Source organism: Microbacterium sp. cf046, from assembly GCF_900114345.1.
Lineage (GTDB): Bacteria > Actinomycetota > Actinomycetes > Actinomycetales > Microbacteriaceae > Microbacterium.
The window spans coordinates 328,651-355,526 of sequence record NZ_FOZJ01000001.1 but is presented as its reverse complement, the minus strand read 5'-3'; the positions used below and the strand labels follow the sequence as shown (position 1 = coordinate 355,526).

26 protein-coding genes are annotated in these 26,876 nt (G+C 69.5%); 12 read left to right on the top strand and 14 right to left on the bottom strand.

The genetic code is table 11. The features are described 5' to 3' along the window. Positions 1-48: 48 nt before the first annotated feature. The gene (locus tag BM349_RS01680; protein ID WP_091701736.1) at positions 49-942 is read left to right on the top strand and encodes a siderophore-interacting protein; all 894 of its coding nucleotides are present in this window, start codon (positions 49-51) and stop codon (positions 940-942) included. Between the two features lie 15 nt (positions 943-957). Here the strand turns inward: BM349_RS01680 and BM349_RS01675 are convergent, their stop codons facing one another. After that, a complete protein-coding gene (locus BM349_RS01675; protein WP_091701733.1) occupies positions 958-2,523 on the bottom strand; it encodes a DHA2 family efflux MFS transporter permease subunit in 1,566 nt (521 codons plus the stop codon). After that, positions 2,520-3,146, bottom strand: coding sequence for a PadR family transcriptional regulator (locus tag BM349_RS01670; RefSeq protein WP_091701730.1), 627 nt, complete (start codon positions 3,144-3,146; stop codon positions 2,520-2,522). The genes BM349_RS01675 and BM349_RS01670 overlap by 4 nt, the downstream gene beginning before the upstream one ends. 125 nt (positions 3,147-3,271) lie before the next feature. On the opposite strand from BM349_RS01670, the gene BM349_RS01665 reads away from it, so the two are divergent. Genes BM349_RS01665 through BM349_RS01655 form a run of 3 tightly spaced genes read left to right on the top strand, consistent with a single transcriptional unit; the run spans position 3,272 to position 5,529 of the window. Beyond that, a complete protein-coding gene (locus tag BM349_RS01665; protein WP_091701727.1) occupies positions 3,272-3,616 on the top strand; it encodes an MmcQ/YjbR family DNA-binding protein in 345 nt (114 codons plus the stop codon). 50 nt (positions 3,617-3,666) lie between these two features. Further along, a complete protein-coding gene (locus BM349_RS01660; RefSeq protein WP_091701724.1) occupies positions 3,667-4,611 on the top strand; it encodes a phosphoribosylaminoimidazolesuccinocarboxamide synthase in 945 nt (314 codons plus the stop codon). A gap of 36 nt (positions 4,612-4,647) precedes the next feature. Continuing rightward, entirely contained in the window at positions 4,648-5,529 is an 882-nt protein-coding gene (locus BM349_RS01655) for a VOC family protein (protein WP_254773680.1), read from the top strand. Positions 5,530-5,536: 7 nt separating this feature from the next. On the opposite strand, the gene BM349_RS01650 is transcribed toward BM349_RS01655, so the two are convergent. From BM349_RS01650 to BM349_RS01630, 5 genes are all read right to left on the bottom strand, one after another. Then, positions 5,537-6,559 (bottom strand): LacI family DNA-binding transcriptional regulator, encoded by a 1,023-nt coding sequence (locus BM349_RS01650; RefSeq protein WP_091701718.1) that lies wholly within the window; start codon positions 6,557-6,559, stop codon positions 5,537-5,539. 35 nt (positions 6,560-6,594) lie between these two features. Next, a complete protein-coding gene (locus BM349_RS01645; protein ID WP_091701715.1) occupies positions 6,595-8,085 on the bottom strand; it encodes a glycoside hydrolase family 1 protein in 1,491 nt (496 codons plus the stop codon). A gap of 1 nt (position 8,086) precedes the next feature. Next, on the bottom strand, positions 8,087-9,004 hold the full coding sequence (locus BM349_RS01640; RefSeq protein ID WP_091701712.1) for a carbohydrate ABC transporter permease: 918 nt from the start codon (positions 9,002-9,004) through the stop codon (positions 8,087-8,089). Beyond that, positions 9,001-10,029, bottom strand: coding sequence for a carbohydrate ABC transporter permease (locus tag BM349_RS01635; RefSeq protein WP_091704698.1), 1,029 nt, complete (start codon positions 10,027-10,029; stop codon positions 9,001-9,003). The genes BM349_RS01640 and BM349_RS01635 overlap by 4 nt, the downstream gene beginning before the upstream one ends. Positions 10,030-10,113: 84 nt before the next feature. Continuing rightward, positions 10,114-11,388, bottom strand: coding sequence for an ABC transporter substrate-binding protein (locus BM349_RS01630; RefSeq protein WP_091701708.1), 1,275 nt, complete (start codon positions 11,386-11,388; stop codon positions 10,114-10,116). 264 nt (positions 11,389-11,652) lie between these two features. Here BM349_RS01630 and purS point away from each other — a divergent pair, with 264 nt between their 5' ends. Further along, positions 11,653-11,901 carry a phosphoribosylformylglycinamidine synthase subunit PurS gene (purS, locus tag BM349_RS01625; protein WP_091701703.1) on the top strand — a complete coding sequence of 83 codons (249 nt, stop codon included), beginning with the start codon at positions 11,653-11,655 and terminating at the stop codon, positions 11,899-11,901. Further along, the gene (gene purQ, locus BM349_RS01620) at positions 11,898-12,605 is read left to right on the top strand and encodes a phosphoribosylformylglycinamidine synthase subunit PurQ (protein ID WP_091701699.1); all 708 of its coding nucleotides are present in this window, start codon (positions 11,898-11,900) and stop codon (positions 12,603-12,605) included. The genes purS and purQ overlap by 4 nt, the downstream gene beginning before the upstream one ends. A 110-nt stretch (positions 12,606-12,715) precedes the next feature. Here the strand turns inward: purQ and BM349_RS01615 are convergent, their stop codons facing one another. Beyond that, a complete protein-coding gene (locus tag BM349_RS01615; RefSeq protein ID WP_091701696.1) occupies positions 12,716-13,147 on the bottom strand; it encodes a DUF1761 domain-containing protein in 432 nt (143 codons plus the stop codon). A 105-nt stretch (positions 13,148-13,252) separates the two neighbouring features. Between BM349_RS01615 and BM349_RS01610 the strand changes: the two genes are divergently transcribed. Beyond that, entirely contained in the window at positions 13,253-14,185 is a 933-nt protein-coding gene (locus tag BM349_RS01610; protein ID WP_254773679.1) for a 2-hydroxyacid dehydrogenase, read from the top strand. Between the two features lie 44 nt (positions 14,186-14,229). On the opposite strand, the gene BM349_RS01605 is transcribed toward BM349_RS01610, so the two are convergent. Next, positions 14,230-14,808 carry a nucleotidyltransferase family protein gene (locus tag BM349_RS01605; protein WP_091701691.1) on the bottom strand — a complete coding sequence of 193 codons (579 nt, stop codon included), beginning with the start codon at positions 14,806-14,808 and terminating at the stop codon, positions 14,230-14,232. A gap of 80 nt (positions 14,809-14,888) precedes the next feature. Between BM349_RS01605 and BM349_RS01600 the strand changes: the two genes are divergently transcribed. From BM349_RS01600 to BM349_RS01580, 5 genes are read left to right on the top strand one after another with little or no spacing between them, the layout of a single operon-like run. Beyond that, positions 14,889-15,959: an XdhC family protein gene (locus BM349_RS01600; RefSeq protein ID WP_091701687.1), complete on the top strand. Its 1,071-nt coding sequence runs from the start codon at positions 14,889-14,891 to the stop codon at positions 15,957-15,959. Next, positions 15,956-16,462 (top strand): nucleoside deaminase, encoded by a 507-nt coding sequence (locus tag BM349_RS01595; RefSeq protein WP_091701683.1) that lies wholly within the window; start codon positions 15,956-15,958, stop codon positions 16,460-16,462. Before BM349_RS01600 ends, BM349_RS01595 begins: the two co-directional genes overlap by 4 nt. After that, positions 16,459-17,817: an 8-oxoguanine deaminase gene (locus BM349_RS01590; protein WP_091701678.1), complete on the top strand. Its 1,359-nt coding sequence runs from the start codon at positions 16,459-16,461 to the stop codon at positions 17,815-17,817. The genes BM349_RS01595 and BM349_RS01590 overlap by 4 nt, the downstream gene beginning before the upstream one ends. A 19-nt stretch (positions 17,818-17,836) precedes the next feature. Beyond that, a complete protein-coding gene (locus BM349_RS01585; protein WP_091701674.1) occupies positions 17,837-18,667 on the top strand; it encodes an FAD binding domain-containing protein in 831 nt (276 codons plus the stop codon). After that, on the top strand, positions 18,664-21,450 hold the full coding sequence (locus tag BM349_RS01580) for a molybdopterin-dependent oxidoreductase (protein WP_091701670.1): 2,787 nt from the start codon (positions 18,664-18,666) through the stop codon (positions 21,448-21,450). Before BM349_RS01585 ends, BM349_RS01580 begins: the two co-directional genes overlap by 4 nt. Before the next feature lie 159 nt (positions 21,451-21,609). On the opposite strand, the gene BM349_RS01575 is transcribed toward BM349_RS01580, so the two are convergent. The 5 genes from BM349_RS01575 to BM349_RS01555 all read right to left on the bottom strand — a co-directional run bounded on the left by BM349_RS01575 (position 21,610) and on the right by BM349_RS01555 (position 26,874). After that, complete coding sequence (locus tag BM349_RS01575; RefSeq protein ID WP_254773678.1) at positions 21,610-22,494, bottom strand: ABC transporter permease; 885 nt, start codon at positions 22,492-22,494, stop codon at positions 21,610-21,612. Next, a complete protein-coding gene (locus BM349_RS01570) occupies positions 22,491-23,339 on the bottom strand; it encodes an ABC transporter permease (RefSeq protein WP_091701666.1) in 849 nt (282 codons plus the stop codon). The genes BM349_RS01575 and BM349_RS01570 overlap by 4 nt, the downstream gene beginning before the upstream one ends. Next, entirely contained in the window at positions 23,329-24,180 is an 852-nt protein-coding gene (locus BM349_RS01565) for an ABC transporter ATP-binding protein (protein ID WP_254773677.1), read from the bottom strand. Before BM349_RS01565 ends, BM349_RS01570 begins: the two co-directional genes overlap by 11 nt. A 31-nt stretch (positions 24,181-24,211) precedes the next feature. Next, a complete protein-coding gene (locus BM349_RS01560; protein ID WP_091701660.1) occupies positions 24,212-25,291 on the bottom strand; it encodes an ABC transporter substrate-binding protein in 1,080 nt (359 codons plus the stop codon). A 236-nt stretch (positions 25,292-25,527) separates the two neighbouring features. Next, positions 25,528-26,874 (bottom strand): Zn-dependent hydrolase, encoded by a 1,347-nt coding sequence (locus BM349_RS01555; protein ID WP_091701656.1) that lies wholly within the window; start codon positions 26,872-26,874, stop codon positions 25,528-25,530. Positions 26,875-26,876: the final 2 nt, after the last annotated feature.

Sequence of the window (26,876 nt, the reverse complement as noted above, 5' to 3'; positions counted from 1 at the left end):
CAACGGTCGTCGACCCCCCGCTCGAGTGCCCTGTGGTTGGCTGGAGCAATGAGCGATGTCACCGCGCCCGAGTCTCCTCGTCGTCGCCGCGAGGCAGTGGATGCCGGCAGATTCGCGCGGGACGGCGGTCGCAACCGCTTCACGGCGCGCGCGGCGACGGTGCTGCACGTGGGGCGGGTCGCACCGCAGATCGTCCGCGTGACGGTCTCGGGCCCCGAGTTCGCCGACTTCACGAGCGGCGGACCCGCGGATCATGTGCGGGTGTTCTTCCCGGATGCCGCCACCGGGGAGCTCGTGGCGCCCGCCCCTGTCGGACCAGGTGAGGACGGCATCGTCCGCCCCGACCGCGCCTCGATCGCCCGCGACTTCACGCCGCTTCCGCGCGTCGCACCCGGTGGCGTCGAGCTCGATCTCGACTTCTTCGTGCACCCCGATCCGGGCCCGGCGTCGTCCTGGGCGGAGTCGGCTCAGCCTGGAGACCAGCTGGTGATCGTGGGGCCGCGCGGCTCGAAGCGCGCCCCGCAGGACATCGACGGGCTGCTCCTGATCTGCGATGAGACCTCGCTGCCGTCGGTCAGCCGATGGATCCGCGACGTCCCGTCGGGCACGCGGGTGGACGTGATCGCCGCCGTCTCCGGATCGGGAGAGTGGATCGCCGACTACCTCGGCGAGGTAGCCGGCGCAGATGTGCACATCCACGTCGTCGAACCGGATGCGACAGGTGCGACGACGCTGGCAGCGATGGAGCAGCTCCCGCCGATCGGCGAAGGTGTCTTCGTCTGGGCAGCGGGTGAGGCGTCCGCTCTCGTCGGCGTGCGTCGGCACCTGCGCAGGACCCTCGGGCTGTCGCCCTCGCAGGCACAGCTGAGCGGCTACTGGCGACGGGGCACGGTCGCTTTCGACCACCATGCCCCGATCGACCCCTTCGACCCGGACGAGTGAGTCCGCGCGGCGCGGTCAGTCCGCGACGCGCGCGCCATCCTGCGCCGGTTCGACCACCGACTGGGACGCGTGCCAGTCGGCCGTCACCGACGCCTTCGTCCGCTTCAGGAACAGCACCGCCACGATCGCGATGAGCATCACGGCCGCGGGGAGCATGAGCGCCTGCGACATCGCTGCCGAGAAGCCGTCCACGACCGCCTCGGGGAGCTGGCCCCCGGAGAATCCGCCGCTGGCGGTGGAGGCGCCCGGCAGGTTCGCCTCCAGCCGGGACTGCATCCAGACCGCGATCGCGGCCGACCCGAGGACCGAGCCCACGGTGCGCGTCGTGTTGTACACGCCCGATCCTGCCCCGGCCTGCTGCACGGGCAGGTCGCGGTTGGCGGTGGTCGCGAGCGGCCCCCACATGCCGGCGCTGCCGATCCCCATCAGAGCGGAGGGCAGCAGGAACATCCAGATCGGCGTCTCCGGGGTCATCAGCACCGCGTACCAGGCGAGCGCGATCGAGAACATCAGGATGCCGGGCACCAGGATGAGCCGCGGGTCTACCCGGTCCAGGAGCTTGCCCGCGAGGGGCGAGAGCACACCCGCGAACAGTGCCATCGGGATCAGGAGCAGGGCGGACTCAGTGGGCGTGAGTCCTCGGGCGAGCTGGATGAAGAACATCATCGGCAGGGACATGCCCGTGACAGCGAACCCCACCGTCGCGATCGAGATGTTCGAGATCGCGAAGTTGCGGCTGCGGAACAGCTCGAGCGGGACGAGGGGCTCCTTCTTGGTCCGGCTCTGCATCCAGATGAAGAGCACCATGACCGCGACACCGGTGATGATCATCCCCCACACCGTGATCGGACCCCAGATGACGCCCCAGTCGTAGGTCTCGCCCTCCTGGAGGCCGAACACGATCAGGAACAGGCCGATCGCGCTCAGGATGACGCCCGGGATGTCGAAGCTGTGCGAGTGGGTCTCGAGCTTGGGCACCAGGATCCACGCCAGGACGAAGCCGACGATGCCTACGGGCACGTTGACGAAGAAGATCCATTCCCATCCGAAGCCGTCGACCAGCAGCCCACCGGCCAGTGGTCCGACGAGCATCGCGACACCGGAGGTGGCACCCCATAGGCCCATGGCCGCACCGCGGCGCATCGGCGGGAATGTGCGGGTGATGATCGCCATCGTCTGCGGCGCCATGAGCGCCGCGCCGAACCCCTGGACGGCGCGCGCGGCGATCAGCATCCCGAGCGTGCCCGAAAGGCCGCACCACAGCGAGGACAGGGTGAAGATCGTGAGGCCGATCAGGTAGATGTTCTTCGGCCCGAATCGGTCGCCGAGACGACCGGTGATCAGCAGCGGGACCGCGTAGGCCAGCAGGTAGGCCGATGTGACCCACACCACGTTGTCGAGGTTGTTGGTCTCGGGGTCCAGCGCCGCCTTGATCGCCGGGTTGGCCACCGAGACGATCGTCGTGTCGACGAGGATCATGAAGAAGCCGATGACCAGCGCCCACAGGGCGGGCCACGGACTGCGTTCCTGGGGGACCTGCCTGTCAGCCTTCGCCGCAGCCCGAGTCGATTGTTCTGTCATAGCCGTGCGGCCTTCCGGTCTGTGAGGTAGCGCTCCGAAGGGGGGAAGAGCTCGTCGGCCCCCCAGGCGAATGCGTGTCGGTCGAGACGTTCGATGAGGGCGTCGATCCAGCGGAGCTCGGTCTCGAGGAGGATCTCCTCCCGCTCCACTTCGATCAGGAACTGCTCCGGTACGCTGCGCTCCAGGGCTTTCGCGCGCCCCTGACTGTGGAGCAGGTGCTCGGTGATCAGACTCGATCTGCGCACCCGCAGAAGCTCGACGACGACGGTGCGATCGAGGTTGTGGGCCTCCGCGAGGGCGATCCGGAATTCGGCTGGATGATCGAGCCGGGGCAGCTCTCGCCGGACCCACTCCTCGACCGCATCGCGGCCGTCGTGCGTGAGCGTGTAGGTCGTGCGCTCCGGACGATTCCCCTCGCGGTCGACGCCGACCTCGTCGAGGAGCCCGGCCCGCTCGAGGCGACCGACGGTGTGATACAGCGTGCCGTTCGTGATCGAGACGAGGCGATCATCATGCCGCTGGCGCATCAGGCGCATCATCTCGTACGGGTGCATGTCGCCTTCGCGCAGCAGAGCGAGCACCATGAGCCCCAGCGGGGTCAGCCGGTCGACTGCGTCCTTCACGAATGCCCGAGATCTTTGGTTGATGTGGATTAGTCCATGTGGACTATACAAGAATCGCCCGCGAGATGCGACCCGGCATCCCGTCGTCGATGCGACCGTCGGATGCCGCGACTACCGTTGCCTGCATGACGAAGGATGCCGCCACCCTGGCTCAGGCGCATGAGATCTTCGACCCCATCGCAGCGCGCTTCCTCGAGCGCCCCGGCGTGGACATCGGAACCATGTTCGGCAGCGAGGGGCTCCGCGTCCGCGGCAAGGTGTTCGCGTTCGTCGGGCACCTCGGCGGACTCGTCGTGAAGATCCCCGAGGTGCGGGTGACCGAGCTCGAAGAGCAGGGCGCCGCGAAGCGCATGATCATGCGCGAGCGTCCGATGCGCGAGTGGGCCACCGTCGGAGTCGAAGCCGGCCCGCAGCGGTGGGACGAGCTCATCGGCGAGGCGTACGCGTTCCTGGACGAGATCACGCCGTAGCTCCGTCGCCGCGGCCTCGGCATCCCTCGCCCGCGCGGGATAATGGCCCGGTGACCTCTCCCCTCGCCCTGCCCGGCTGGCGCCACCTCTACTCGGGCAAGGTGCGCGATCTGTATGTGCCCGACCCTTCGACCCGCGACACGGGGAACGGCGGTGCCGACGTTCGCGCCGACAGCATGCTCGTCGTCGCGAGCGATCGGGTGAGCGCATTCGACCACGTGCTCGAGCCGGGCATCCCCGACAAGGGAGTCCTGCTGACCACCCTCAGCCTGTGGTGGTTCGACCGCCTCGTCGCGGGGAGCGCGCGCGAGCCCGGCATCCCCAACCACCTCGTCTCCGACCACACGCTCGACGGCGGAGCCCGCTCGCTCATCCCATCCGAAGTCGCGGGCCGGGCGATGCTCGTCAAGAGCCTCGAGATGCAGCCGATCGAGTGCGTCGTGCGGGGCTACCTCGCCGGATCGGGCTGGGCGGAGTATCAGGCCGGCGGGACGGTCTGCGGCATCCCGCTCCCCGGCGGTCTCGAGAACGGCGATCGACTGCCCGAGCCGATCTACACGCCGGCGTTCAAGGCGCCGATGGGCGAGCACGACGAGAACATCTCGTTCGAGCGCACGGTCGAACTCGTCGGCGCCGACCGCGCTGCGCAGCTGCGCGACCTGTCGCTGGAGGTCTACCGCCGCGCATCGCGCATCGCCGAGGACCGCGGTCTGATCCTGGCCGACACCAAGTTCGAGTTCGGCATCGACGACTCCGGTGTCATGACCCTCGCCGACGAAGTGCTCACGAGTGACTCATCACGCTACTGGGATGCCGTAGCCTGGCAGTCCGGCACCACCCCCGCCGAGCGGATGGCGAGCTTCGACAAGCAGATCGTGCGCGACTGGCTCGCCGCGAACTGGGACAGGACCGGCACGCCTCCCGTGCTTCCCGCCGAGATCGTGGAGCGTACGGCCGACCGCTATCGCGGGCTGCTGTCCCGGCTCACGTCCTGAGGAATGCACGGATGCAGCCGCGCGTTGTGTATGCACATGAATGAAATGCTCGCGGCATGCGGCGACAAGCTCGCGGCCGACACCTCGATGGGGGCGGTGACGCTGCTGGTCGGCGACCTCGACGCGATGACGCGGTACTACCGCGATGTCGTGACGCTCGAGGTGCTCGCCGCGGACGGCGACGCGGTGACACTCGGCCGGGCAGGGCGTCCGATCGTGATCCTGCGCCACGAGCCGGCGCTGCGGCATGCGACCCCCGGGTCGGCCGGCCTCTTCCACACGGCGATCCTGTTCGAGACGCAGACGGCACTTGCGGCGGCGCTGTACTCGGTCGCGCGCCACGCCCCCGGCACGTTCACGGGCTCCGCGGATCACCTGGTCAGTCAGGCCTTCTACTTCACCGACCCCGAGGGCAACGGCATCGAGCTGTACTGGGATCGTGCGCGCACCGACTGGTCATGGGTGCACGGCCAGATCGAGATGGCCACCCTGTACCTCGATCCGAACACGTTCCTCGGCGAGCACCTCACCGAAGAGGCTGCCGGCGGCACGACCGCGCAGGACGCGGCATCCGTCGGTCATGTGCACCTGTCGGTGGGTGACGTCGCCACCGCTCGCGCGTTCTACGTCGACGCGCTCGGCTTCGACGAGACCGCCGGCCTCGGGAATCAGGCGGTCTTCGTCAGCGCCGGCGGCTATCACCACCACATGGCGATGAACGTATGGAACTCGCGTGGCGCCGGTCCGCGGATGCCGGCCCTCGGGCTCGGCCGCGTCGACCTGGCGCTGCCGGACGGCGACGCGCTCGGCGCGCTCGGCGAGCGCCTTCGCCACCACGGGTTCGCCGTGCGCGACGACGGCATGACCCTGTCGTTCGACGACCCCTGGGCGAACCGGATCCTCGCGACCGCGTCCTGACGCCTCGTCAGACGCTGTCGCGGACCACCAGTTCGGTCTCCAGCACGGTCACGTGCCGGGGATCGCGCCCTGCGAGCAGGTCGAGGAGCACCTCGGCCATCTGCTCGCCCTGCACGAAGGACGGCTGACGCATCGTGGTCAGCTGCGGTGAGACCGACGTCGCGACCGGCGAGTCGTCGAAGCCGATGATCGCGATGTCGTCGGGAACGCGGATGCCGGCACGCGCGAGCACCGCGAGCGCACCCCGGGCCATGAGGTCGCTCGCCACGAACAGTGCGTCGGGGCGCTCGCCGCGCTCGAGGATGCGGGTCATCGCCGCGGCGCCGCCGTCGGCCGTGAAGTTGCCGTCCTCGATCGCGACCTCTTCGAGTCCTGCAGCCGCGATCGCCTGACGGTAGCCCTGCAGCCGGTCCACACCGGCGGGCATCGTGAGGGGCCCGGTGATCGTCGCGATCCTGTGGTGCCCGCGCTCGACGAGGTATTCGGTCGCCTCGCGACCGCCGCGCACATTGTCGACGTCGACGTAGTAGTCGCGCTCGCGCTCGCGCACCGGGCGGCCGCCGTAGACCACCGGCACGGCGGCGGCGATCCGATCGATGAAGAGGTCGCTCGTGTGGTGCGACACGATGATCGCGCCGTCCACACTGCCGCTGCGCACGTAGCTGGTCGTCTTGTCGCCCGGGTCATCGCTCGCGATGAAGAGGTTCAGCACGTAGTCGGAGCGGCTCACGCGGGCGTTGATGCCCGAGACGATCGCGGCGAAGAACGGGTCGCCGAAGAACCGGGTCGTGTCTTCCGGGACGACCAGGGCGATCGCGTGCGTCTGGCGGCTCGCGAGCGAACGGGCGGCACGATTGGGCACGTAGTTCAGGTCGGATATCGCGCGCTGGACCGCCTCGAGGGCGGTCGGGCTCACGGCTGTCGAGCCGTTCACGACCCGGGAGACCGTGGACCGGGAGACGCCCGCGGCGGCCGCGACCTCCTCGATCGTGACAGCCGTGCCGATGCCGTGCGTGCTCGTGTCGACCATGCCGTGCCTTCCTGCCCTTCTCCGACCCTCTTCTGCTACGACCGGGTGTCGTCCGAGGTCACCGTATCGTTCAGGGTGCGCTGCGCGATGATCCGGGCGTACTCGCGTCCGCTGTCCTTCACGGAGCGCTCCTGCGAGTCGTAGTCGACTCGCACGATACCGAACCGCTTCTCATAGCCCCATGCCCACTCGAAGTTGTCCAGGAACGACCAGTAGAAGTACCCGCGCACATCGACCCCGGCATCCACCGCGTCGAGGATCGCGCCCAGGTGGAGGCGCACGAAGTCGACGCGCTCGTCGTCGTGCACCCGCACGACCCCGTCCTCGATGACCGGCACGTCGTCGTAGGCTGCGCCGTTCTCGGTGACGAACAGGGACGTGCCGGCGGGGGCCGCGTACTCGTCCGACACCCGCACGAGCAGACGGGTGAGGCCCTCGGGCTGCACCTCCCACTGCATCGGGGTGCGCGGCAGCCCGCGCTCGTGCCAGTGGATGCCCTCGGACGACGGGAACGGCGACTCGCCGCGACGGTCGGTCGGTGCGTCGCCGCCGATCGGCGGCACAGCCGGGGCATGCCCGCCGACGTACTCGCCGTGGTAGTAGTTCACCCCGAGCGTGTCGATCGGCGTCGAGATCGCCTCGAGGTCGCCCGGCAGGATCGCCGCGCGCAACGCGTCATCCGCGATCTCGTCGAAGATGTCCTGCGGGTACTGCGCACGGAAGATCGGGTCGAGGAACCAGCGGTTGAACTGGCCGTCGATGCGCCGGGCGGCATCCAGGTCGGCAGGGTCCGTGGAGTCGACCGGGTCGGCCACCGTCAGGTTGAGCGTGATGCCGAGGTTGAGTGACGAGTCGCGGGAGCGCAGCTCCCGCACCGCCTGACCGTGCCCGAGCAGCAGATGGTGGGCTGCCAGCATCCCCTCGCTCCTGCTGTAATGCCCCGGCGCGTGCAGGCCTGCGGTGTAGCTCAGGAACGACGAGCACCACGGCTCGTTCAGGGTGGTCCACACGTTCACCCGATCGCCGAGCGCATCGTGCATGTCGAGCGCGTACTCGGTGAACCGCTCCGCGGTGTCGCGGATCGTCCAGCCGCCCTTGTCCTGAAGCGCCTGGGGCAGATCCCAGTGGTAGAGGGTCAGCCACGGCAGGATGCCGGCATCGAGCAGCTCATCCACGAGTCGACTGTAGAAGTCGACGCCCTCGAGGTTCAGCGCGCCGCCGTCGGGGCGCACGCGGGACCACGATGTGGAGAAGCGGTAGGTCTGCAGGCCCATCGACTTCATGAGGGCCACGTCGTCGCGGTACAGGTTGTAGTGGTCGCAGGCGACGTCGCCGTTGTCGGCGTTGATCACCGCGCCGGGGATGCGGCTGAACGCGTCCCAGATCGAGTCTCGGCGACCGCCCTGATGGGCGGCGCCTTCGATCTGATAGGCGGCGGTCGCGGCCCCGAACAGGAAGTTCGAGGGGAACGCGCGCTCGGCGCGTTCGGGCATGCGGGCAGAGGCCTCACGGGTGTCGGTGGTCATCTCAGCCCTTCACCGCCCCGGCCATGATGCCGCTCACGAGCTGCTTGCCGGCGAAGGCGAACAGGATCAGCAGCGGGATCGTGGCCAGCAGGACGCCGGCGAGGACGATCGAATAGTCCACGAAGTAGTTCGACTGCAGCAGCGACAGCGCGACCGGGAGGGTCGGGCTCTGTCGGTCCAGGACGATGAACGGCCAGAAGAAGTTGTTCCACGCGCCGACGAACGTGAACAGGAACAGCATCGCCGCGGCGGGTCGGGCGGCGACGACGCCGACCGTCCAGAACGTGCGCAGCTGTGACGCGCCGTCGACGCGGGCCGCCTCGATCAGCTCGTCCGGAACGGACTGGCTCAGGTACTGCGTCATCCAGAAGACACCGAACGCGCTCGTCAGCGCCGGGATGATGATCGCGCCCATCGTGCCGGTCCAGCCGAGGTCGGCGAACAGGATGTACAGGGGCACGACGCCGAGCTGCATCGGCACCGCCATCGTCGCGACGACGAACGCGAGCAGCCACTTGCCGCCGCGGAACTTCAGCTTCGCGAACGCCCAGCCCGCGAGGGTCGAGAACACGACGACGGATGCCGCGATCACGGTCGAGCTGAAGATCGAGTTCCACAGCGCGAGCCAGAAGTTCACCGCGGGGTCGTTCACGACCGAGAGGGCGTTGGCGATGAAGTTGCCGCCCGGCAGCCACGACATGTTCGGGTCGTTGATCGTCGAAGCCGTGCCGGAGCCGATCAGGAACGACCAGTAGTAGGGGAAGATCGCGGATGCCGCGACCACGCCGAGTCCGATGTAGACCCATGTGCTGGCGCGGACGCCGCGGATCTTGGTGGTGCGCTCGTTGCGCCGGCGGTCCCGTGCGTTCGGGATGCCTTCCTCGATGATCGCCAGGGGCGGCGAGCTGATGGAGGTCATCGCTGGAGTCCCTTCCGTCGGCGGGGGGCTATCTCGCCCCGGCCGCCTTCGTCGCGCACGAGGCGCCGAGTGATGAACAGGTTGATCAGGCCGATCACGATGATGATCAGGAAGAGGATCCACGCGAGCGCCGCGGCCCGGCCGAAGTTGAACTCACCCCAGCCGATGTTGTACAGGTACAGCGTGATCGTGAGCCACTGCTGCGCCGCGCCGCCCTTGCCGGTGTTGTCGAACATGCGCGGCTCGTCGAAGATCTGCAGGCCGCCGATCGTCGAGGTGATGATCACGAAGATGAGGGTCGGCTTGAGCGAGGGGAGTGTGATGCTCCAGAACTGTCGGAACGCGTTCGCGCCGTCGACGGTGGCGGCTTCGTAGTACTCGCGGGGGACCGCCTGCATGGCTGCCAGCAGAATGAGCGCGTTGTAGCCGGTCCAGCGGAAGTTGACCATCGTGGCGATCGCGATGTGACTCCAGAACGGGTCCTTGTGCCATGGGATCGGGTTCAGTCCGATGCTCGTCAGGATGTTGTTCACGAGGCCGTGGTTGTCGCCGAACATGTTGCTGAAGATGAGCGCGACGGCGACGGGTGCCATCACGAAGGGCAGCAGCACGCTCATGCGCCAGAACGTCTTGGCGCGGATGTTGCGGTCGAGCATCGCGGCGATGAAGATCGCCAGGAACATCTGCGGCACCGACGACAGCAGGAAGATGCTGAACGTGTTGCGCAGCGCGGTCCAGAACTGCGGCTGGCTGAGGATCCAGATGTACTGGTCGAAGCCGACGAAGGTGCCGGAGTTGCGGACGAGATCCCACTGCTGGAACGAGATGACCGCGGTGAACGCGATCGGGAAGAGCCCGACGATCGCGAACAGGATGAAGAACGGGGAGATGTAGAGGTACGGCGAGAGCTTGAGGTCCCACCGGCTCAGCTTGTGGCTGAAGGAGATGACTCGCTTCGTCTTCTCGGGGCGGGGTTCCGGCGATGCCGGGGACGTGCGGGGGCGGCGGGTGTCGGTCGCGGTCACGTGGGGCTCCGTATCGGCGGTGATGAGCGGTAAGACGAGTGTGGGCCGCGGCAGCAGGGCCGCGGCCCACACTCGATCAGGTCATCAGAAGGCTTCAACCTCTGCGACGTAGGTGTCCCACGAGGTGGCCTGGTCTTCGACGCCGTCGAAGACACGGGTCACGGCATCCTGGAGCGCCTGGTGGTACTTGAAGTAGTTCGCGTCCTTGTACGGGGCGACGGTGACTGCCTCAGCACGCTCGGCGAAGATGCTGCCGGTGGGTGCGTCGTTGAAGTACGGGTTCACGAAGTCCGTGAGCGCCGGGTCCTCGTACGCGTCCACCTGGCTCGGGAAGGTGCCCGCGTTCACGAACGCCTTGACCTGCTGCTCCGGAGCGGTCAGCCAGTCGGCCAGCTGCTGAGCTGCCGCGACGTTGGCGCCGTTGGCCGGAACCGTCAGGTACGAGCCGCCCCAGTTGCCGCCGCCGTTCGGGAAGACGTTGGCGACTTCCCAGCCCGTGACATCGGGAGCGTTGCCGCTGATGACACCGAGCATCCAGCCCGGGCACAGCATGGCGGCGAACTCGCCGTTGGTCATCGACGCGTTCCAGTCGTCGCTCCACTGCCCGGCGTACGCCGCGTTCGGGATCGCGCGCTCGACGACCGAGTTGTACGCGTCCTCGAGCTCGGGGTTCGAGGTCGCGATGACGTTGCCGTCGGGCTCGGTGTACGTGAACTCGATCTGGTTGACGATGCCCTGCAGCACCGAGTTCGCCGCGTCGATCATCGGCTTGCCGGTGGCTGCCTTGTACTGGTCGGCGACGTCGTAGAAGTTGTCCCAGTCGCCGTCGAACAGCGTGGCCACCTCGTCGGGGGTGGACGGGAGTCCGGCCGCGGCGAAGAGGTCGGCACGGTAGCAGATGGCCTGCGGGCCGATGTCGGTTCCGTAGCCGATCAGGCGGCCGTCGGGGTCGGTGGCGGCGGCTTCCTTCCAGTCGAGCCAGCGGCCCTTGAGGTCGTCGGGCACTTCGGCCAGGAGGTCGGAGTACTGCATGCCCTCGGCGAGCCAGTCGATCTCGACGGCTTCGATGTCGGCCAGGCCCTCCTTGCCGAGCTTCTGGAAGAAGTTCGCGCGGGCATCGCCGGACTCGGCTGCCTTGTTGTGGACGATCGTGACGTTCGGGTTCTCGTCCATGTACTCCTGGAGGAGTTCATCGGTGTAGCCGAAGTTGTTGAACGTGGCGATCGTGAGGGTGATCTCCTCATTCGGGTCGCTGGACGGCGAGTCGCCGCTGCTTCCGGCGCAGCCGGCGAGCACGATGGCGGAAGCCGAGAACGCGGCTACAGCCACGGCGCCCCTGCGGAAGGCACGTGAGTTCACTGTCACTCCTTTGTGTTTGTCAGGGTTGTGTTGCAGGTGATGGTCTTGCTGTGTTCGAGTTCGAGCCGGGTGCCCGTTCCCACTTGATGCCGTGGGAGCGTTCCCACCGGACGGGAGTTCACGCTATGGGATCGCTCCCACGAAGTCAAGGGAGCGCTCCCACGGACTCGGTCACGGTTCCATCACGACCTGCCCGCCCAGGCCGGAAAGCCGGTGGATGCTGCGGCCGTAGACTGGACGGACACGCCCGCACGGAGGATCCACATGCCCACCATCGTCGTCGACGTCATGCCCAAAGCCGAGCTTCTCGACCCGCAGGGCAAGGCCGTGTCGGGTGCGCTCTCGCGCCTCGGGGTCTCCGAGTTCACGTCCGTCCGCATCGGCAAGCGCTTCGAGCTGACGGTAGAGGGCGAGATCGGCGACGACGTCCTCGCCAAGGCGCGCGCGATCGCCGACGACATCCTGTCGAACTCCGTGATCGAGGACGTCGTCGGCATCGAGGTCGTGGAGTGAGCACGCGCATCGGGGTCATCACATTCCCCGGTTCGCTCGATGACCGCGACGCGCAGCGCGCCATCCGGGTGGCAGGCGCCGAGCCGGTCGCCCTCTGGCACGGCTCGCACGACCTCGAGGGCGTCGACGCGCTCGTGCTGCCCGGTGGATTCAGCTACGGCGACTACCTGCGCGCCGGTGCGATCGCCGCGCTCGCGCCGATCATGGCCGAGGTGAAGGATGCCGCCGCATCGGGCATGCCGGTGCTGGGCATCTGCAACGGCTTCCAGATGCTCGTCGAAGCCCAACTGCTGCCCGGCGGGCTCATCCGCAACGCGCACCAGCAGTTCGTGCGCCGCGACCAGAAGCTGCGCGTCGAGAACGCATCGACTGCGTGGACCTCCGACTTCAGCGTGGGCCAGGAGATCGTGATCCCGCTGAAGAACGCGGACGGCGGCTACATCGCCGCGGAATCCGAGCTCGATCGCCTCGAGGGCGAGGATCTGGTCGCGTTCCGCTACGTCGGCGTGAACCCGAACGGGTCACTCCGTGACATCGCGGGCCTGACGAACGGGCGGGGCAACGTGGTGGGGCTCATGCCGCACCCGGAGCACGCGGTCGAGGAGGGGTTCGGCCCCGACACCGCCGCCGCGATGCGCTCGGGTCTGGACGGCCTGCCGTTCTTCACCTCGGCGATCGCCGCCGTGGTCGCCGCCGCCGCCTGAGCCGCGGCATCCGCTCGCGCATTTCCCGCGAGACTGCATCCGCGCGCCGAGACTGCGGGCGCCTCCGTACGTCTCGGCGTCCCATTGCAGCCTCGCGGGACTCAGAGTGATTAGACGGTGCCGGCGGGCGGCCAGACGCCGATGATCAGCGCCATGATCAGCACGGTGACCAGTTCGTGCGCGATGTTCAGGACGGTGAGCGAGGTCGGACGGCCCTCGAACGCGTCGTGCGTGATGAACCGGGCCGCGGTGAAGCCGGCCCACAGCGCCACCGAGGTGGCGATCGCCGTCCACAGGTAGCCGCCGCCGTAGAAGTGCCATGCGATCGCGGTCGCCCCGGCGAGCACCCAGGCGGTCACGAAGCTCACGAGCACCGTGACGATGATCGCGATCGTCGCGCTCGCGCCGGGCCGGTCCATGTCGACGTTCGCGAGCTTCGACCACCGCGTGCCGAAGACCTTCCGCGCGTACCAGATCGAGCCGACGACCATGCTGGATGCCGTCGCCAGCAGCACCGCCCAGTAGTTGATCTCGGGAACCATGACCGCCTCCTTCGAGCGTGCCTCTGCGCTCGGGGCCGAGCGTATCGCCGGTGCGGAGCCGGCCTCGTGAAGCGCGCCGCTCGCGGCCGCCGGTACCGTGGAAGCGTGAGCCATGCCGCCCCGTCGCTTGTCGTTTCCGTGCCCACCGAAGAGCTCGTCACCGGGCTGCAGCCCGCGCCGGCAGGGGCCGAGGTGCTCCTGTGGGACATGACGGCGCCCGCTCCCCGTGAGGCGATCGATCTCGTCGTCCCGCCCTACATGTCGATGTCCGTCGTGCTGCCGCGCCTGGCCGACGTGCGGACCCGTCTCGTGCAGAGCCAGTCGATCGGCTACGAGGGGATCGAGGACCACCTGCCGCCCGGGCACGTGTTCGCGAATGCGTCTTCCGTGCACGAGACCTCCACCGCCGAGCTCGCGCTCGCCCTCGCGCTGGCTGCCCAGCGGCACCTGCCGACGTTCGTGCGCGCTCAGGACCAGGCGCGCTGGGCGTCGGAGTTCTCCGACAGCCTCGCCGATCGGCGCGTGCTGCTGCTGGGCTACGGCGGCGTGGGCAAGGCCGTCGCCGCCCGGCTCGCACCCTTCGAGGTCGAGCTGACCGTCATCGCGCACCGAGCGAGATTCGAGGACGGGATGCGGATCCACGGCATCGAGCGACTGCACGAGCTGCTCCCCCAGGCCGAGATCGTGATCCTCACCCTGCCCGGGGGCGAGTCGACGCACCACGTCATCGACGACGCGGCACTCTCACTGCTGCCCGACGGCGCGCTCATCGTGAACGTCGGCCGCGGTCCCCTGATCGACACCGACGCCCTCGTCGGACACCTCGAGCGAGGACGGCTGCGGGCGGCGCTGGATGTGACCGATCCGGAGCCCCTGCCCGCAGACCACCCGCTGTGGCACCAGTCGGGTGCGCTCATCGTGCCGCACGTCGGCGGTGCGTCGAGCGCGATGAAGCCGCGGACGTTGCGTCTGATCCGCACGCAGATCGAGCGGATGCTGGCCGGTGAGCCTCCGCTGAACGTGGTCTACGAGAGCTAGGCGAGCGCCGGCGCGCTCGCCAGGGGTTTGGGGCGGAGCCCCACTCAACGCTGTCGATCGACGTCCGCGCCCGACCAGAGATCGCCGCACTCGACGGAGGTCGCGCCGCGGGCCGACAGGTACGCGCCGGCGCCGCTGTCGCCGTGCAGCGTCTCGCGCAGCGCGTCCCAGTGGTCGCGGCCGATCAGCACGGGGTGGCCGGGGCGTCCCGCGTACGTCGCCCGGGCCAATCCTCGGGCGAGGGGCGAGCCGGCGCGCTCGGTCACCCGCGCGGCCGCGTCCGCCGGGGCGGCCGGGGTGTCCACCGGAGTGATGAGCGCGGCGTCGGCACGCAGCGCGGATGCCGCGTCCAGTCCTGCTCGGAGCGTCGCGCTCAGCCCGTCCTGCCAGTGATCGACGACAACGATCTGCGCCTCGGGCGGCACGAGCGGGCGCGCACGATCTGCGGATGCCCCGAGGAGGACGAGGACGTGATCGCAGCCGGCATCGCGCAGCATCCGGGCCGCGAGGACGACCCACGGCGTGCCGTCGCCCTCCCGCGCCAGCGCCTTCGGCCCGCCGAAGCGCGCGCCGGCGCCCGCGGCGAGGACGAGTCCGCACAGGGCGGGAACCGGTGTGCCCATCTGTCGACGGTAGCGCCCGCGCGCGACCCGGTCACGACGACGTAGCGCGGTCGAAACACAGGGCGACTAGCGTGTCGAGCATGCTGGAGTTGGCCGCAGACCTGCTGCCCCGCCTGCGCGCGGGCGAACAGGTCGCAGTCGTGACCGTGACCCGCGTTGCCCGCAGCGCACCGCGCGGAGCGGGCGCTTCCATGGCGGTGACCGCCACCGGCGAGGTGATCGGGTCCATTTCCGGCGGGTGCGTCGAGGAGGACGCGGTGATGCTCGCTCTTCGAGCCCTCGCCGGCCACGAGGGGCTCCGGGCGAGTTTCGGTTTCAGCGACGCGGATGCCCATGCGGCCGGGCTCGCGTGCGGCGGTGCGATCGACGTGGTCGCGTACCCCGTCTCGGTGGACGACGTGCTCGCCGTCGAAGCGCTCGAGGCTGCGCTCCGCGACGAGGTCGTGGCCGTCGGGCTCGTCGTCGAGCACCGCGGCGGCACCGCCCCCCTCGGTCGCATCGTGCCGATCGCGATCGACGGACAGGGTCTCGGCATCCTCACCCTGACCCACACCCCACGACCTCGGCTGGTGATCCTCGGCGCCGGCGACTACGCCGCGGCCCTCTGCCGCGTGGCCTCCGTTTCGGGCTTCGCGGTGACGGTGTGCGACGGATGGGGCCTGCTGGTCACGGCCGAGCGCTTCCCGGATGCCGACACCCTCGTGACCCGACTGCCGCACGAGTTCCTGCGCGATGAGGCCGCTCGCCTGGATCCGCGGACCTCGATCTGCGTGCTCACCCACGACGAGCGCCACGACGTGCCGGCCCTGCGCGAGGCGCTGCGGCTCCCGGTCGCGTTCGTGGGCGCTCTCGGCGCACGGACGACCGTCGCCCGACGTGCTCGGCTGCTGCGCGAGCAGGGTGTGAGCGACGCTCAGCTCGCCAGGCTCCACTCGCCGCTCGGACTCGACCTGGGAGCGCAGAGCCCCGAGGAGACCGCGATCTCGATCCTCGCGGAGATCATCGCGACCCACCGCGCCGGTTCCGGTGCGCCCCTGAGGGAGCTGAGCACTCCCATCCACGGCGGGGACTCGCGACCGGCCGACGCCGTCGGAGGAAATTCCTGTGTTGCCTCGCCGGCCGGATCGCGAATGATCGGAGAGGGCGCATGACCGCACCCGACGTCGACGGCCTCGTGCCCGAGGACATCCCGCATCTCGAGCACGCCATCCGGCTGGCGTACGTCGCACGCGACCGCGGCGACCATCCGTTCGGTGCGATCCTGGTCGCCCCGGACGGCACCATCATCGAGGGACTGAACTCGGTGGAGACCGAGCGCGATCCAACCGGGCATGCCGAGACGAACCTCGTGCGCGCGGCATCCGCGGCCCTGCCGTCCGCCGTGGTGGCGGCATCCACCCTGTACACGAGCACCGAGCCGTGCGCGATGTGCGCGTCCGCGATCTACTGGGCGGTCATTCCCCGAGTGGTATATGCCCTCGGTGAGGACGAGCTGATCCGCATCGTGCGGGTGCACACGTCGGAGCCGACGCTGGACCTGCCCTCCCGCGAGGTGTTCGCGCGCGGGGGACGGGAGACGATCGTGATCGGCCCGGTCGCCCTTCCCGGTGCCGCCGCGGTGCACGAGGAATTCTGGACCGGGGAGCGCGCGTGACGCGCACGATCATCGACGGCGGCTACATCGCGACCGTCGACGCCGTCGGCACCGAGCATTCCACCGGGCACGTGGTGATCGAGGACGGACGCATCACCGCCGTCGCCGCAGGACCCGCACCCGCGCCGCTCCGCGAGGGTGCCGAGGTCGTCGACGCCACCGGATGCCTCATCACGCCCGGCCTGATCAACACGCACCATCACCTGTACCAATGGCTCACGCGCGGGTACGCGCAGGATGCGATCCTCTTCGACTGGCTGACCGCGCTGTACCCGCTGTGGTCGCAGATCAACGCGCGCCTGACGGGCATCGGCGCCGCGGGCGGGATGGCCGTGCTCGCCCGCTCGGGCTGCACGACCGTGGGCGACCACCACTACATTTTCCCGCAGGGGTCGGGTGACATCGTGGGCGCGATCGTCGAGGCCGGCGCGCGTATCGGCGTGCGCCTGCACGCGACCCGCGGCTCGATGGACCTCGGTGCGTCGCAGGGCGGCCTGCCTCCGGACTTCGCCGTCGAGACGACGCATGCCGCCCTCCGCGCGTCGGCAGAGGCCGTCGAGCGCTATCACGACCCCTCGTTCGACTCGCTCGTGCGCGTCGCGATCGCGCCGTGCTCGCCCTTCTCGGTGACCGCCGACCTGCTGCGCGAAGCCGCCGTGCTGGCCCGCTCGCTCGACGTGCGCCTGCATACGCACGCGTCCGAGACCGTCGAGGAGGATGCCTACTGCCTCGAGCGGTTCGGCATGACGCCCACGCAGTACCTGGAGTCGGTCGGGTGGCTCGGCAGCGACGTGTGGATGGCGCACTGCGTGCACCTGGACGACACCGCGATCGAGAGATATGCCGCGACCGGCACGGGTGTCGCGCACTGCCCGTCGTCGAACGCGCGACTCGCGTCGGGCATCGCTCCCGTCCGCGACATGCTGCGCGCGGGCGTGCCGGTGGGCCTCGGTGTCGACGGAGCCGCGTCGAACGAGTCGGGACAACTCGGCATCGAGATCCGCGAAGCCGTGCTGATGGGGCGCCTGCGCACCGGAGCGGACTCGTTCAGCGTGCGGCAGGGTCTGTCGATCGCCACGATGGGCGGCGCCCGCGTGCTCGGCCGTCAGGACGAGATCGGCTCGCTCGAGCCCGGTAAGCTCGCCGACATCGCCGTGTGGCGCGTCGACGGCGTCGAGCACGCCGGCATCCTCGACCCTGTCGCAGCGCTCGGCCTCGGCGCGATGCCGCCGCTGGCTCGCCTCTACGTGGGCGGCCGTGCGATCGTGGAGGAGTCCGAGCTCGTCACAGCCGAGGAGCCGATCCTGGCCGAGGAAGTCGCCGCCGCCTCGCGCGAGCTGGCCGAGCGGCTCTGAGCGGGCGGACGGAGGACGAGTGGATCTGAACACGGTCGTGTCCTACCGCTTCGCGACCTCGCGCGCGGACCTCATCCTCGCGCCGGGTGAGAAGGTGCTCGGCGGCGGCACCGGGCTGTTCGCGGAACCGCGGCCCGACGTCACCGGCATCGTCGACCTCTCCACGATGGGCTGGCCCGATCTCGAGGTCTCCGAGGCGGGACTGCGGATCGCGGCCACGTGCACGATCGCGACGCTCGTGGCGTTCGCCGAGGGCCGCGGGCCGCTCGCGGTGCCGGGCGGGTGGGCGGCGGCATCCGTCTTCCCCGTCGCGGCGAACGCGCTGCTGGCCTCCTTCAAGATCTGGAACACGGCGACCGTGGGCGGCAACGTCTGCCAGTCATACTGCGCGGCGTCGATGGTCTCGCTCGCCGCGGCGCTGGACGGACAGGCGGTCATCTGGACGCCGGACGGCGGCGAGCGCCGCCAGAGCGTCGCGTCGTTGATGACCGGCGACGGCACCAACAGTCTCGGCGCCGCAGAAGTGCTCCGCGCGATCGACCTGCCGGCGGTCGCGCTGCGCTCGCGGGTGCTGATGCGCAAGATCGCGCTCGCAGAGCTCGGTCGCTCGGGCGCCGTCGTGACGGGGCGGGTGGATGCCGATGCAACCGCGGTCTTCACCGTCACGGCATCGACCCTCACGCCCACTGTCCTGCGGTACGCACCGCTCCCGGATGCCCCGACGCTGGCCGCGGCCGTCGGCGCCGCTCGCGGGTACTACACCGATCCGCTGGGACCGGCGGACTGGCGCCGCGCGGTGAGCATCGTGCTCGCCGAGGAGCTGCGTGCGGAACTGGCGGCCGGCGCATGAGATTCCAGGTCAACGGCCGGAGCATCGAGGCGGACCCGCGCCCCGGTCAGGTGCTGCGCACGCTGCTGCGCGAGCACGGGCATCACGAGGTGAAGAAGGGGTGCGACGCCGGCGACTGCGGTGCCTGCTCGGTGCTGCTGGACGGTGATCCCGTCCACTCGTGCATCATCCCGGCCGCGCGCTTGGACGGCCGCACCGTGACCACCGCCGCAGGTCTGGCGCCGGGCGCTGAGCTGCACCCGATGCAGGAGTCGCTCGTCGAGCACTTCGGCTTCCAGTGCGGGTTCTGCACGGCCGGCGTGGCCGTGACCGCCTCCACCCTTGATGCCGACGACCTGCCCGAGCTCGACCGGAGGATGAAGGGCAACCTGTGCCGGTGCACGGGCTACCGCGCGATCCGCGACTCGATCACCGCATCGGTGCTCGGTCCCGTTCGTGAGACCGGCACTCCGGTCGTCGAGCGAGCGACGGTCGTCGAGCGAGCCGAAGGCGATTGGAAGCGCAGAGACGAAACGCCGTCCGGCGTCGGGGAGAGTGCGCACCCGCCGGCTGCCCGCCGCGTGGTGCAGGGGCTCGAGCCGTACACGTTCGACACCGAGGTCGCAGGCGCGCTGACCCTTCGCGTCCTGGCGAGTCCGCACGCGCACGCCCGCATCAGCACGATCGACACGACGCGGGCCGAGGCGCTCGACGGCGTCATCGCCGTCTTCACGCACCGCGATGTGCCCGCCCGGCGCTATTCGACCGCGCGCCACGAGCACGCGACCGACGATTCCGACGACACGCGCATGCTCGATGACGTGGTCCGCCACATCGGCCAGCGGGTCGCCGCAGTGGTGGCCGAGACCCCGGCGATCGCCGAGGCGGCGTGCCGACTCATCCGCGTCGAGTACGAGATCCTGCCCGCCGTCTTCGACCCCGAGCTCGCGCGATCCCCGGGCGCTCCGGTGCTGCATCCCGGCCGCACGCCGGAGGATCGCGTGGAGCAGGCGGAGCGCAACGTGATCCAGTCGATCCACGGCGGGTTCGGCGACGTCGACGCGGCGCTCGCCGCGAGCGCGGCATCCGTCAGCGGGGAATGGCGCACGTCCCGCGTGAGCCACGCGCAGCTCGAGACGCACGGCTCGATCGGCTGGCTCGACGACGACGGGCGACTCGTGATCCGCACGAGCAGTCAGGTGCCGTTCCTCACCCGTGACGCGCTGTGCACCGTGCTCGAGCTGCCCCCGGAGCGGGTACGTGTGTTCACCGCGCGCGTCGGCGGAGGGTTCGGCGGCAAGCAGGAGATGTACACCGAAGACCTCGTGGCCCTGGCGGTGCTGCGCACCGGCAGGCCCGTCGCGTACGAGATGAGCCGCACCGACGAGTTCCAGCGCACGGCGGTGCGGCATCCGATGCGGGTGAAGGTCGCACTCGGGGCGAACCCGGACGGCACGCTCACCGCGATGAAGGTCGACGTCCTCAGCGACGCGGGTGCCTACGGCAACCACTCGCGGGGGGTGCTCTTCCACGGCTGCGCCGAGTCGATCAGCCTGTACAACGCCCCGGCGAAGCGAATCGATGCCGAAGCGGTGTACACGAACAACATCCCGTCCGGGGCGTTTCGCGGCTACGGGCTCGGGCAGGTGATCCTCGGAGTCGAGTCGGCGATGGACGAGCTCGCCCTGCGCCTGGGCATCGACCCGTTCGAACTGCGCCGCATCAACGCGGTGCGTCAAGGCGACCCCCTGCTGACGACGCACGACGAGACGGAGCCCGACCTGGTCTGGGGCTCCTACGGGCTGGATCAGTGCCTCGACCTGGCGGATGCCGCCCTCACCCGAGGGAACGGGGTGCACGCCCCGACCGGATCTGCCTGGCGGGTCGGCGAGGGCATGGCCGTCGCGATGATCGCCACCATGGCGCCGTTCGGGCACATCTCCGAGACCTCCGTCACCGTGACGCCGGAGGGGCGTTACCTCGCCGCGGTCGGCACGACCGAGTTCGGCAACGGCACCACGACCGTGCACACCCAGATCGTCGCGACCGACCTCTCGGCGGACCCGGCTCGCATCGAGCTGCGCGGCTCCGACACCGACGCGTCCGGCTACGACACGGGCGCCTTCGCCTCGGCGGGCATCACCGTCGCGGGCAAGGCCCTGCACGCGGCATCCCTCGCACTCCGCGACCGCCTGCGCACGGTCGCCGAGCGCCTCGCCGGGGCGCGTGGAGCACTCGAGTCCGACGGCGTGCGCGTGGGCGATCGCCTGATCGGATTCGACGAGCTCATCGCGGCGGCTCCGGCCGAATGGCGAAGCGATGAGGGGCTCACGGCGAACGGGAGCGAGTACGGCGAGCATCGGTCACTCGCCTTCAACGTGCACGCAGTGCGGGTGGCGGTCGACGTCGAGACCGGCACCGTGCGCATTCTGCAGTCCGTCCAGGCGGCGGATGCCGGATTCGTCATGAACCCGCAGCAGTGCATCGGGCAGGTCGAGGGCGGGGCGGCCCAGGCGATCGGCAGCGCTCTGTACGAAGAGGTGATGACGGATGCCGGAGCCGTGCTGAATCCGGTCTTCCGCACGTACCGCGTGCCCCAGTTCGCCGACATCCCGGTGACCGAAGTGTCGTTCGCCGAGACCAGCGACGAGCTCGGGCCGTTCGGTGCGAAGTCGATGAGCGAGTCGCCGTACAACCCGGTGGCGCCGGCGATCGGAAACGCGATCGCCCGGGCGCTCGGCAAGCGCCCCTACGAGCAGCCGTTCTCCCGCGACCGGGTCTGGAGGCTCGCGCAAGAGCCCTGACCTCCAGCCGGCCTTCGCGTTCCGGGCTCTCTGTGCCGGACTCTCTGTGCCGGACTTCGCTGAACCCATACCTTCCCCGCGAACCCACCCGTTCTCGGGGCTCTGAGCGTATGGGGTCGCGGCGGGAGTGTGGGTTCGCGCGAAGAGGCGGCGCCCTGCCTACAGGCTCTTCTGGGGATGCATACCCATGCGGGCCAGGACGACGTCCTCGACGATCTGGATGACGTTGTACAGGATGAGCGAGGTCGCGGTGACGACGACGACCGAGGCCCAGAGTGCCGTGAACTGCGCCTGCGGGATGAAGCCGCCGATCGATCCGCCGATCCCGCCGCCGACCGCGAGCCACTCGGCCAGCAGCGCACCGGTGATCGCCCCGGGCACCGAGATGCGCACGGCGGCGAAGAAGGCCGGCGACGACGACGGCATCGCGACCTTGTTGAGCTTCGACCACGATCCGCCGCCGTAGACCTCGACGAGGTCGTTCATCTGCGGGGTCGCCGACTTCAAGCCGAACGAGATGTTCACGAGGGCAGGGAACAGCACCACGATCCCGCCGATGACGGCGACGGTCACCAGATCGCGGCCGAAGATCATGATGATGACCGGTGCCATCGCGATGAGCGGAACCGAGCGCAGCAGCATGGCGATCGGCATGAGCGCGTGCTCGGCGCCCTTGCTGAGCTGGAACAGTGCGGCGCCGAGGATCGCAGCGACGAGACCGGCGATGAAACCGATGAACGCGTGACCGAGCGTCACCATCAGATTGCCCATGATGAGCTCGCGGTTCGCGGCGGCGGCGGGGACGGTGAAGAAGTAGTTCCAGACGTCGATCGGACCCTTGGCGATCAGCGGCGAGATCTGGAAGACCCACAGCACGCCGACCCACAGCGCGAGGGCAGCCAGCAGGGTGAGGAGGAACGTGAGCACGCTCCAGCCCAGGGCGCGCAGCACGCTGTTCGTCGCCGCGCGGCGCACGTCCCGGCTGAGATCCGCCTCGGGCGGTGCGGTCAGCTGCAGCTGCTGGGCGGCGGTCAGGGTGGTCACCGGCTCTTCCCCTTCGACCACGGTGCGATCGCGCGGGCGACCAGACCGACGAGTGCGAACCCGAGCAGGGCGACGGCGCCGCTCGCGAGTGCGAGCGCCCAGACCAGCGGGGCGTTCGAGTTCTGCTGCGCGAGGATCATCGCGATGCCGACGCCGACCTCGATCTTGCCGAAGAACTCGCCGAGCACGGCGCCGAGGAACGCCGCTGGAACGGCGATCTGCAGCGCACTGAGTATCGCGGGCAGGGCGGCGATCAGGCGGACCTTCACCAGCTGCGTGAGCCGGCTGCCCCCGTAGACCGCGACCAGGTCGAGACTCGACTTGTCGGCGGACTTCAGGCCCAGGAGCGCACCGACCACGGTGGTGAAGAACACCGACAGCGCGGCGAGCAGCACGGCGGTGCCGCTCGGCTCGCCGACCTGAGGGGCCGGGATCACGACGATCGCCAGCATCCCGACCGCGACGATCGGGATGCAGTACGTGATGATCGCGAGCTGGGTCGCGACGCCCTCCAGGCGGGGGATGACCAGGACGAGCGCGGCGAGGATCAGCGCGATGCCATTGCCCCACAGATACCCGATTCCGGCCTCGGCGAGGGTGACGGAGAAGTTGCGCCAGTAGTACTCCCAGCCGCTCTCGACGTAGCTCTGCACGACCTGCAGCGGCGTGGGGATCGGGTGCGCACCGGTCGAGGTCACGTACAGGGTCGCGACCATCCACCACAGGATGATGATCCCGATGCCGCCGATCAGGCCGGTGAGCCAGGCGGGGAGCTTGACGCTCTCCCATTGGATCGGGCGGCCCTTCGGCGCCACCGGAGGGGCGACGGGTGAGTCAGTGGTCATCGGCGGCGGCTCCGCCCTCGCCGAACAGCAGCTCGGATGCCTGATCGACGTACGCGTGGAACTCGGGCGTCCGCATCATCTCGGGAGTCCGGGGCCGTGGCAGGTCGATCTTCATGACCTCCTTGACCCTTCCCGGCCGCGGGCTCATGACGGCGACGTAGTCGGAGAGGAAGATCGCCTCAGAGATGCCGTGGGTCACGAGCAGGGTCGTCGCGGGCTTCTCGGTCCAGATGCGCAGGAGCTCGAGGTTGAGCTTCTGGCGCGTCATGTCATCGAGCGCGCCGAACGGCTCGTCGAAGAGCAGCACCTCCGGCTTGAGGATGAGCGACCGCGCGATCGAGACGCGCTGGCGCATGCCGCCGGACAGCTGCGCCGGCTTGGCCTTCTCGAAGCCCTTCAGGCCCACGAGCGAGATCATCTCGTTGACGTAGGCCTTGTCGACGCTCTGGCCCGCGATCTCGAACGGGAGCCGGATGTTCGTCAGGACACTGCGCCACGGAAGCAGCGCCGAGTCCTGGAACGCGATGCCCAGCTTGTTCTGCTTGCGCAGCTCCTTCGGGCTCTTGCCGTCCACGCGCGAGGTGCCGCTGGTCGCGGGCTCGAGGCCCGCGAGGATGCGGAGGATCGTCGACTTGCCGCAGCCCGACGGCCCGAGGAGGGCGAGGAACGACCCCTGCTCGGTGTGCAGGTTCGCGTCCTTGAGCGCGACGACGCTCTTGCGACCCGAGGTGAAGACCTTGTTCAGTGCGGAGATCTGCAGGCCGGTGCCCAGGGCTTCCCCCTGGGCACCGGACTCAGCAGTCCCCGTCAGGGCGCTGCCCTTGATGGCACCGTCCGTCACGAGAGCAGGCTGCGACATCGTCGGTTTCCGATCAGCCCGCGTACGCGATCAGGTCGGGGTTCTCCTCGTAGACCTCGGCGAGCAGCGACAGGTCGAACAGATCGGCCGCGGTCAGCGTGATGCCGGCACCCGCGAGGCTCTTGACCGTCTCCTTCTGCAGCGAGTCCGAGATCGTGAACAAGCCGTTCTCGACCGTCTCGTCGGAGACGACGAGCTGCTCGGCCTGAACCGTGGCGCCTGCGACCGAGTTCTCGAGGTTGAGATCGAGGTCCTTGCCGTAGTCGTTCACGGCCAGCGCGGCACCAGCCGCCGGATCGTTGACGGCGTCGGTCCAGCCCTTGATCTCGGCCACGAGGAACGCCTTCAGCTTCTCGCGGTCGTTGGCGATCGCATCGTCGGTGACCGTGATGGTCTCCGCGACGAACGGCAGGCCGTTGTCGGCGAACGGGAGGTTGGTCGTGGCGACGCCGGATGCCTCGACCGTGATGGCCTCGTTCGTCAGGTAGGCGATGAAGCCGTCGACCTCACCGTTGATGAGCGGCGCCGGGTCGTACTGCACCGGGACGATCGTCAGTTCCGACTCGTCGATGCCGTTGGCGGCGAGCAGCGCCTTGAAGAGCGCGGTGTTGGAGTCCTGGACGCCGATCTTCTTGCCGATCAGATCCTCGGGGGTGGCGATGTCGCCGCCGTCCTTGAGCGAGAGGACCGTGAAGGGGTTCTTCTGGAAGGTGGTGCCGATGATCTTCAGCGGGGCACCCTCGGAGGCGACCACCGACCCGATCGAGACAGCGTCGGAGAGTGCCACGTCGGCGCTGCCCGAGATGAGCTCGGCGGCACCGGTCGAAGGACCGGGGACCAGCGTGACGGAGTCGAAGCCGGCGTCGGTGAAGTAGCCCTCGGAGTCGGCGAAGAACTCTCCGGAGAATTCCTCGTTCTTGATCCAGCTGAGCTGGACGGTGAGCTCGCCGAAGCCGTCGGTCGCCGCATCCCCGGTCGAGGAGGGAGCGGAGCCGGCGCCGGAGGCGCACCCGGCGATGGCGAGAGCGGCGATCGCGAATCCTGCGACGGCTGCCGCGACGCGGGACACGCGCCGAGAGGGAAGAGAGGTCATGTGCTGTGTCTCCAGAAGCGGTGTGATGCATTCGGGTGGATGAACACGCGCGCCCAGGGGCTCGGCGAACCGCGCTGATGCTGACGGTAGGTGACGGAGATTTCACCAACACTGGCGGTGGTGTTTCCGCGCCGTTACGGTTTTCCGGCCCGCCGAGGCGTTTCGTCTCCTCGCTGCGCTCGTCGCTCGACGACCGGTCGTTGAGCGAGCGAAGCGAGACGAAACGCCTCGGGGGCTCAGCGGTGTTCGGCGGCCAGGTGCAGCACCGACTCGGCGAGGGCGCGGATGCCGAGCGCGACGTCACCGGCACTGACGGCCTCGTCGGGGTGGTGGCTGATGCCGTCCGGGTTGCGCAGGAACAGCATCCCGACGTCGGTGATCGCCCCGATCGCCATGCCGTCGTGACCCGCGCGGCTGAAGATCGTCGCCGGTTCGTCGGCGCCGCCGGGCAAGGTCGCGAGGATGCCTTCGCGCACGACGTCGCGCAGCAGCGGTGCGCACATCACGGCGGCGGCGCTGTGCACCTCGCGCGCGTGCCAGCGCAGTCCGCGGCGGCCCATGATGCCGTCGAGTTCGGCGGAGATCTCGTCCCAGACGCGATCCCGGGAACCGTCGTACTCCCCGCGCAGGTCGAGGCTCAGATGCGCCTCGCCCGGCACGATGTTGACCGCCCCCGGGAAGGCCTCGAGCTGTCCGACCGTGCCGATGATGTGGTGTTCGCCGCGGCAGATGCGCTCCACCGCGAGTGCGGCCTCACTCGCTCCGAGCAGCGCGTCGCGGCGCATGTCGTACGGGGTGCCGCCCGCATGCCGGGCCTCGCCCTCGATGATCAGCTGGAAGCGGCGTGCGCTCGCGATCGACGACACCACGGCGAGCGATTCGCCGCGGCGGTCGAGCTCCGGACCCTGCTCGATGTGCGCCTCGAGGTATCCGACGAGCTCGTCGGGACGCCGCGCGGCCTCGCCGATGCGGCCGGGGTCGAGTCCGAATTCTCGGAAGGCCTCGCGCAGCGTCGTCCCGTCGGCATCGGCGAGCGTCCACCACTCGTCGCTCCAGGTGCCGGCGACCGCCGACGAGCCGAGCAGCGCCTTACCGAACCGGGTGCCCTCCTCGTCGGAGAACGCGACGACCTCCACCGCGAACGGCAGTGGTGAGACGCTGCCCGTGCCGTCAGGGCTCGGGACGCGGAGCAGGCGCACGACCTCGAGCGCCATCAGCACTCCCACGATGCCGTCGAAGCGGCCGGCGTCGGGCACGGTGTCCAGGTGCGAGCCGAGCATGAGCGCGGGCGACGCGTCGACCTGGCTCGGCGACCGGCCGGCCGGCCCTTCGGAGCGTGGGTCCGGCGATCGGTCGAGTCGCCCGATCTGGTTGCCCGCGGCATCCTGCCTCGTGGCCATGCCCACTTCGCGCATCCACTCGGCGGCGAGTCGGTTCACGCGGGCGTGCTCGGGCGAGAGGTAGACCCGCTCGATCCCACCCGGTGTCGCGGTCACCCGAGCGAGTTCGTCGCACCTCGCCATCACCCGACCCGCCGCCGTCGAGAAGACGTCGGGCGAGAGCTCGGGCAGTCGGGTGCGCATGC

Coding starts and splice junctions, on each gene's coding strand:
- BM349_RS01570 (WP_091701666.1), bottom strand. CDS start 23,339: ATGACCACTGACTCACCCGTCGCCCCTCCGGTGGCGCCGAAGGGCCGC.
- BM349_RS01680 (WP_091701736.1), top strand. CDS start 49: ATGAGCGATGTCACCGCGCCCGAGTCTCCTCGTCGTCGCCGCGAGGCA.
- BM349_RS01600 (WP_091701687.1), top strand. CDS start 14,889: ATGCTGGAGTTGGCCGCAGACCTGCTGCCCCGCCTGCGCGCGGGCGAA.
- BM349_RS01655 (WP_254773680.1), top strand. CDS start 4,648: ATGAATGAAATGCTCGCGGCATGCGGCGACAAGCTCGCGGCCGACACC.
- BM349_RS01595 (WP_091701683.1), top strand. CDS start 15,956: ATGACCGCACCCGACGTCGACGGCCTCGTGCCCGAGGACATCCCGCAT.
- BM349_RS01640 (WP_091701712.1), bottom strand. CDS start 9,004: ATGACCTCCATCAGCTCGCCGCCCCTGGCGATCATCGAGGAAGGCATC.
- BM349_RS01615 (WP_091701696.1), bottom strand. CDS start 13,147: ATGGTTCCCGAGATCAACTACTGGGCGGTGCTGCTGGCGACGGCATCC.
- BM349_RS01645 (WP_091701715.1), bottom strand. CDS start 8,085: ATGACCACCGACACCCGTGAGGCCTCTGCCCGCATGCCCGAACGCGCC.
- BM349_RS01605 (WP_091701691.1), bottom strand. CDS start 14,808: ATGGGCACACCGGTTCCCGCCCTGTGCGGACTCGTCCTCGCCGCGGGC.
- purS (WP_091701703.1), top strand. CDS start 11,653: ATGCCCACCATCGTCGTCGACGTCATGCCCAAAGCCGAGCTTCTCGAC.
- BM349_RS01675 (WP_091701733.1), bottom strand. CDS start 2,523: ATGACAGAACAATCGACTCGGGCTGCGGCGAAGGCTGACAGGCAGGTC.
- BM349_RS01580 (WP_091701670.1), top strand. CDS start 18,664: ATGAGATTCCAGGTCAACGGCCGGAGCATCGAGGCGGACCCGCGCCCC.
- BM349_RS01560 (WP_091701660.1), bottom strand. CDS start 25,291: ATGACCTCTCTTCCCTCTCGGCGCGTGTCCCGCGTCGCGGCAGCCGTC.
- BM349_RS01665 (WP_091701727.1), top strand. CDS start 3,272: ATGACGAAGGATGCCGCCACCCTGGCTCAGGCGCATGAGATCTTCGAC.
- BM349_RS01555 (WP_091701656.1), bottom strand. CDS start 26,874: ATGCGCACCCGACTGCCCGAGCTCTCGCCCGACGTCTTCTCGACGGCG.
- BM349_RS01650 (WP_091701718.1), bottom strand. CDS start 6,559: ATGGTCGACACGAGCACGCACGGCATCGGCACGGCTGTCACGATCGAG.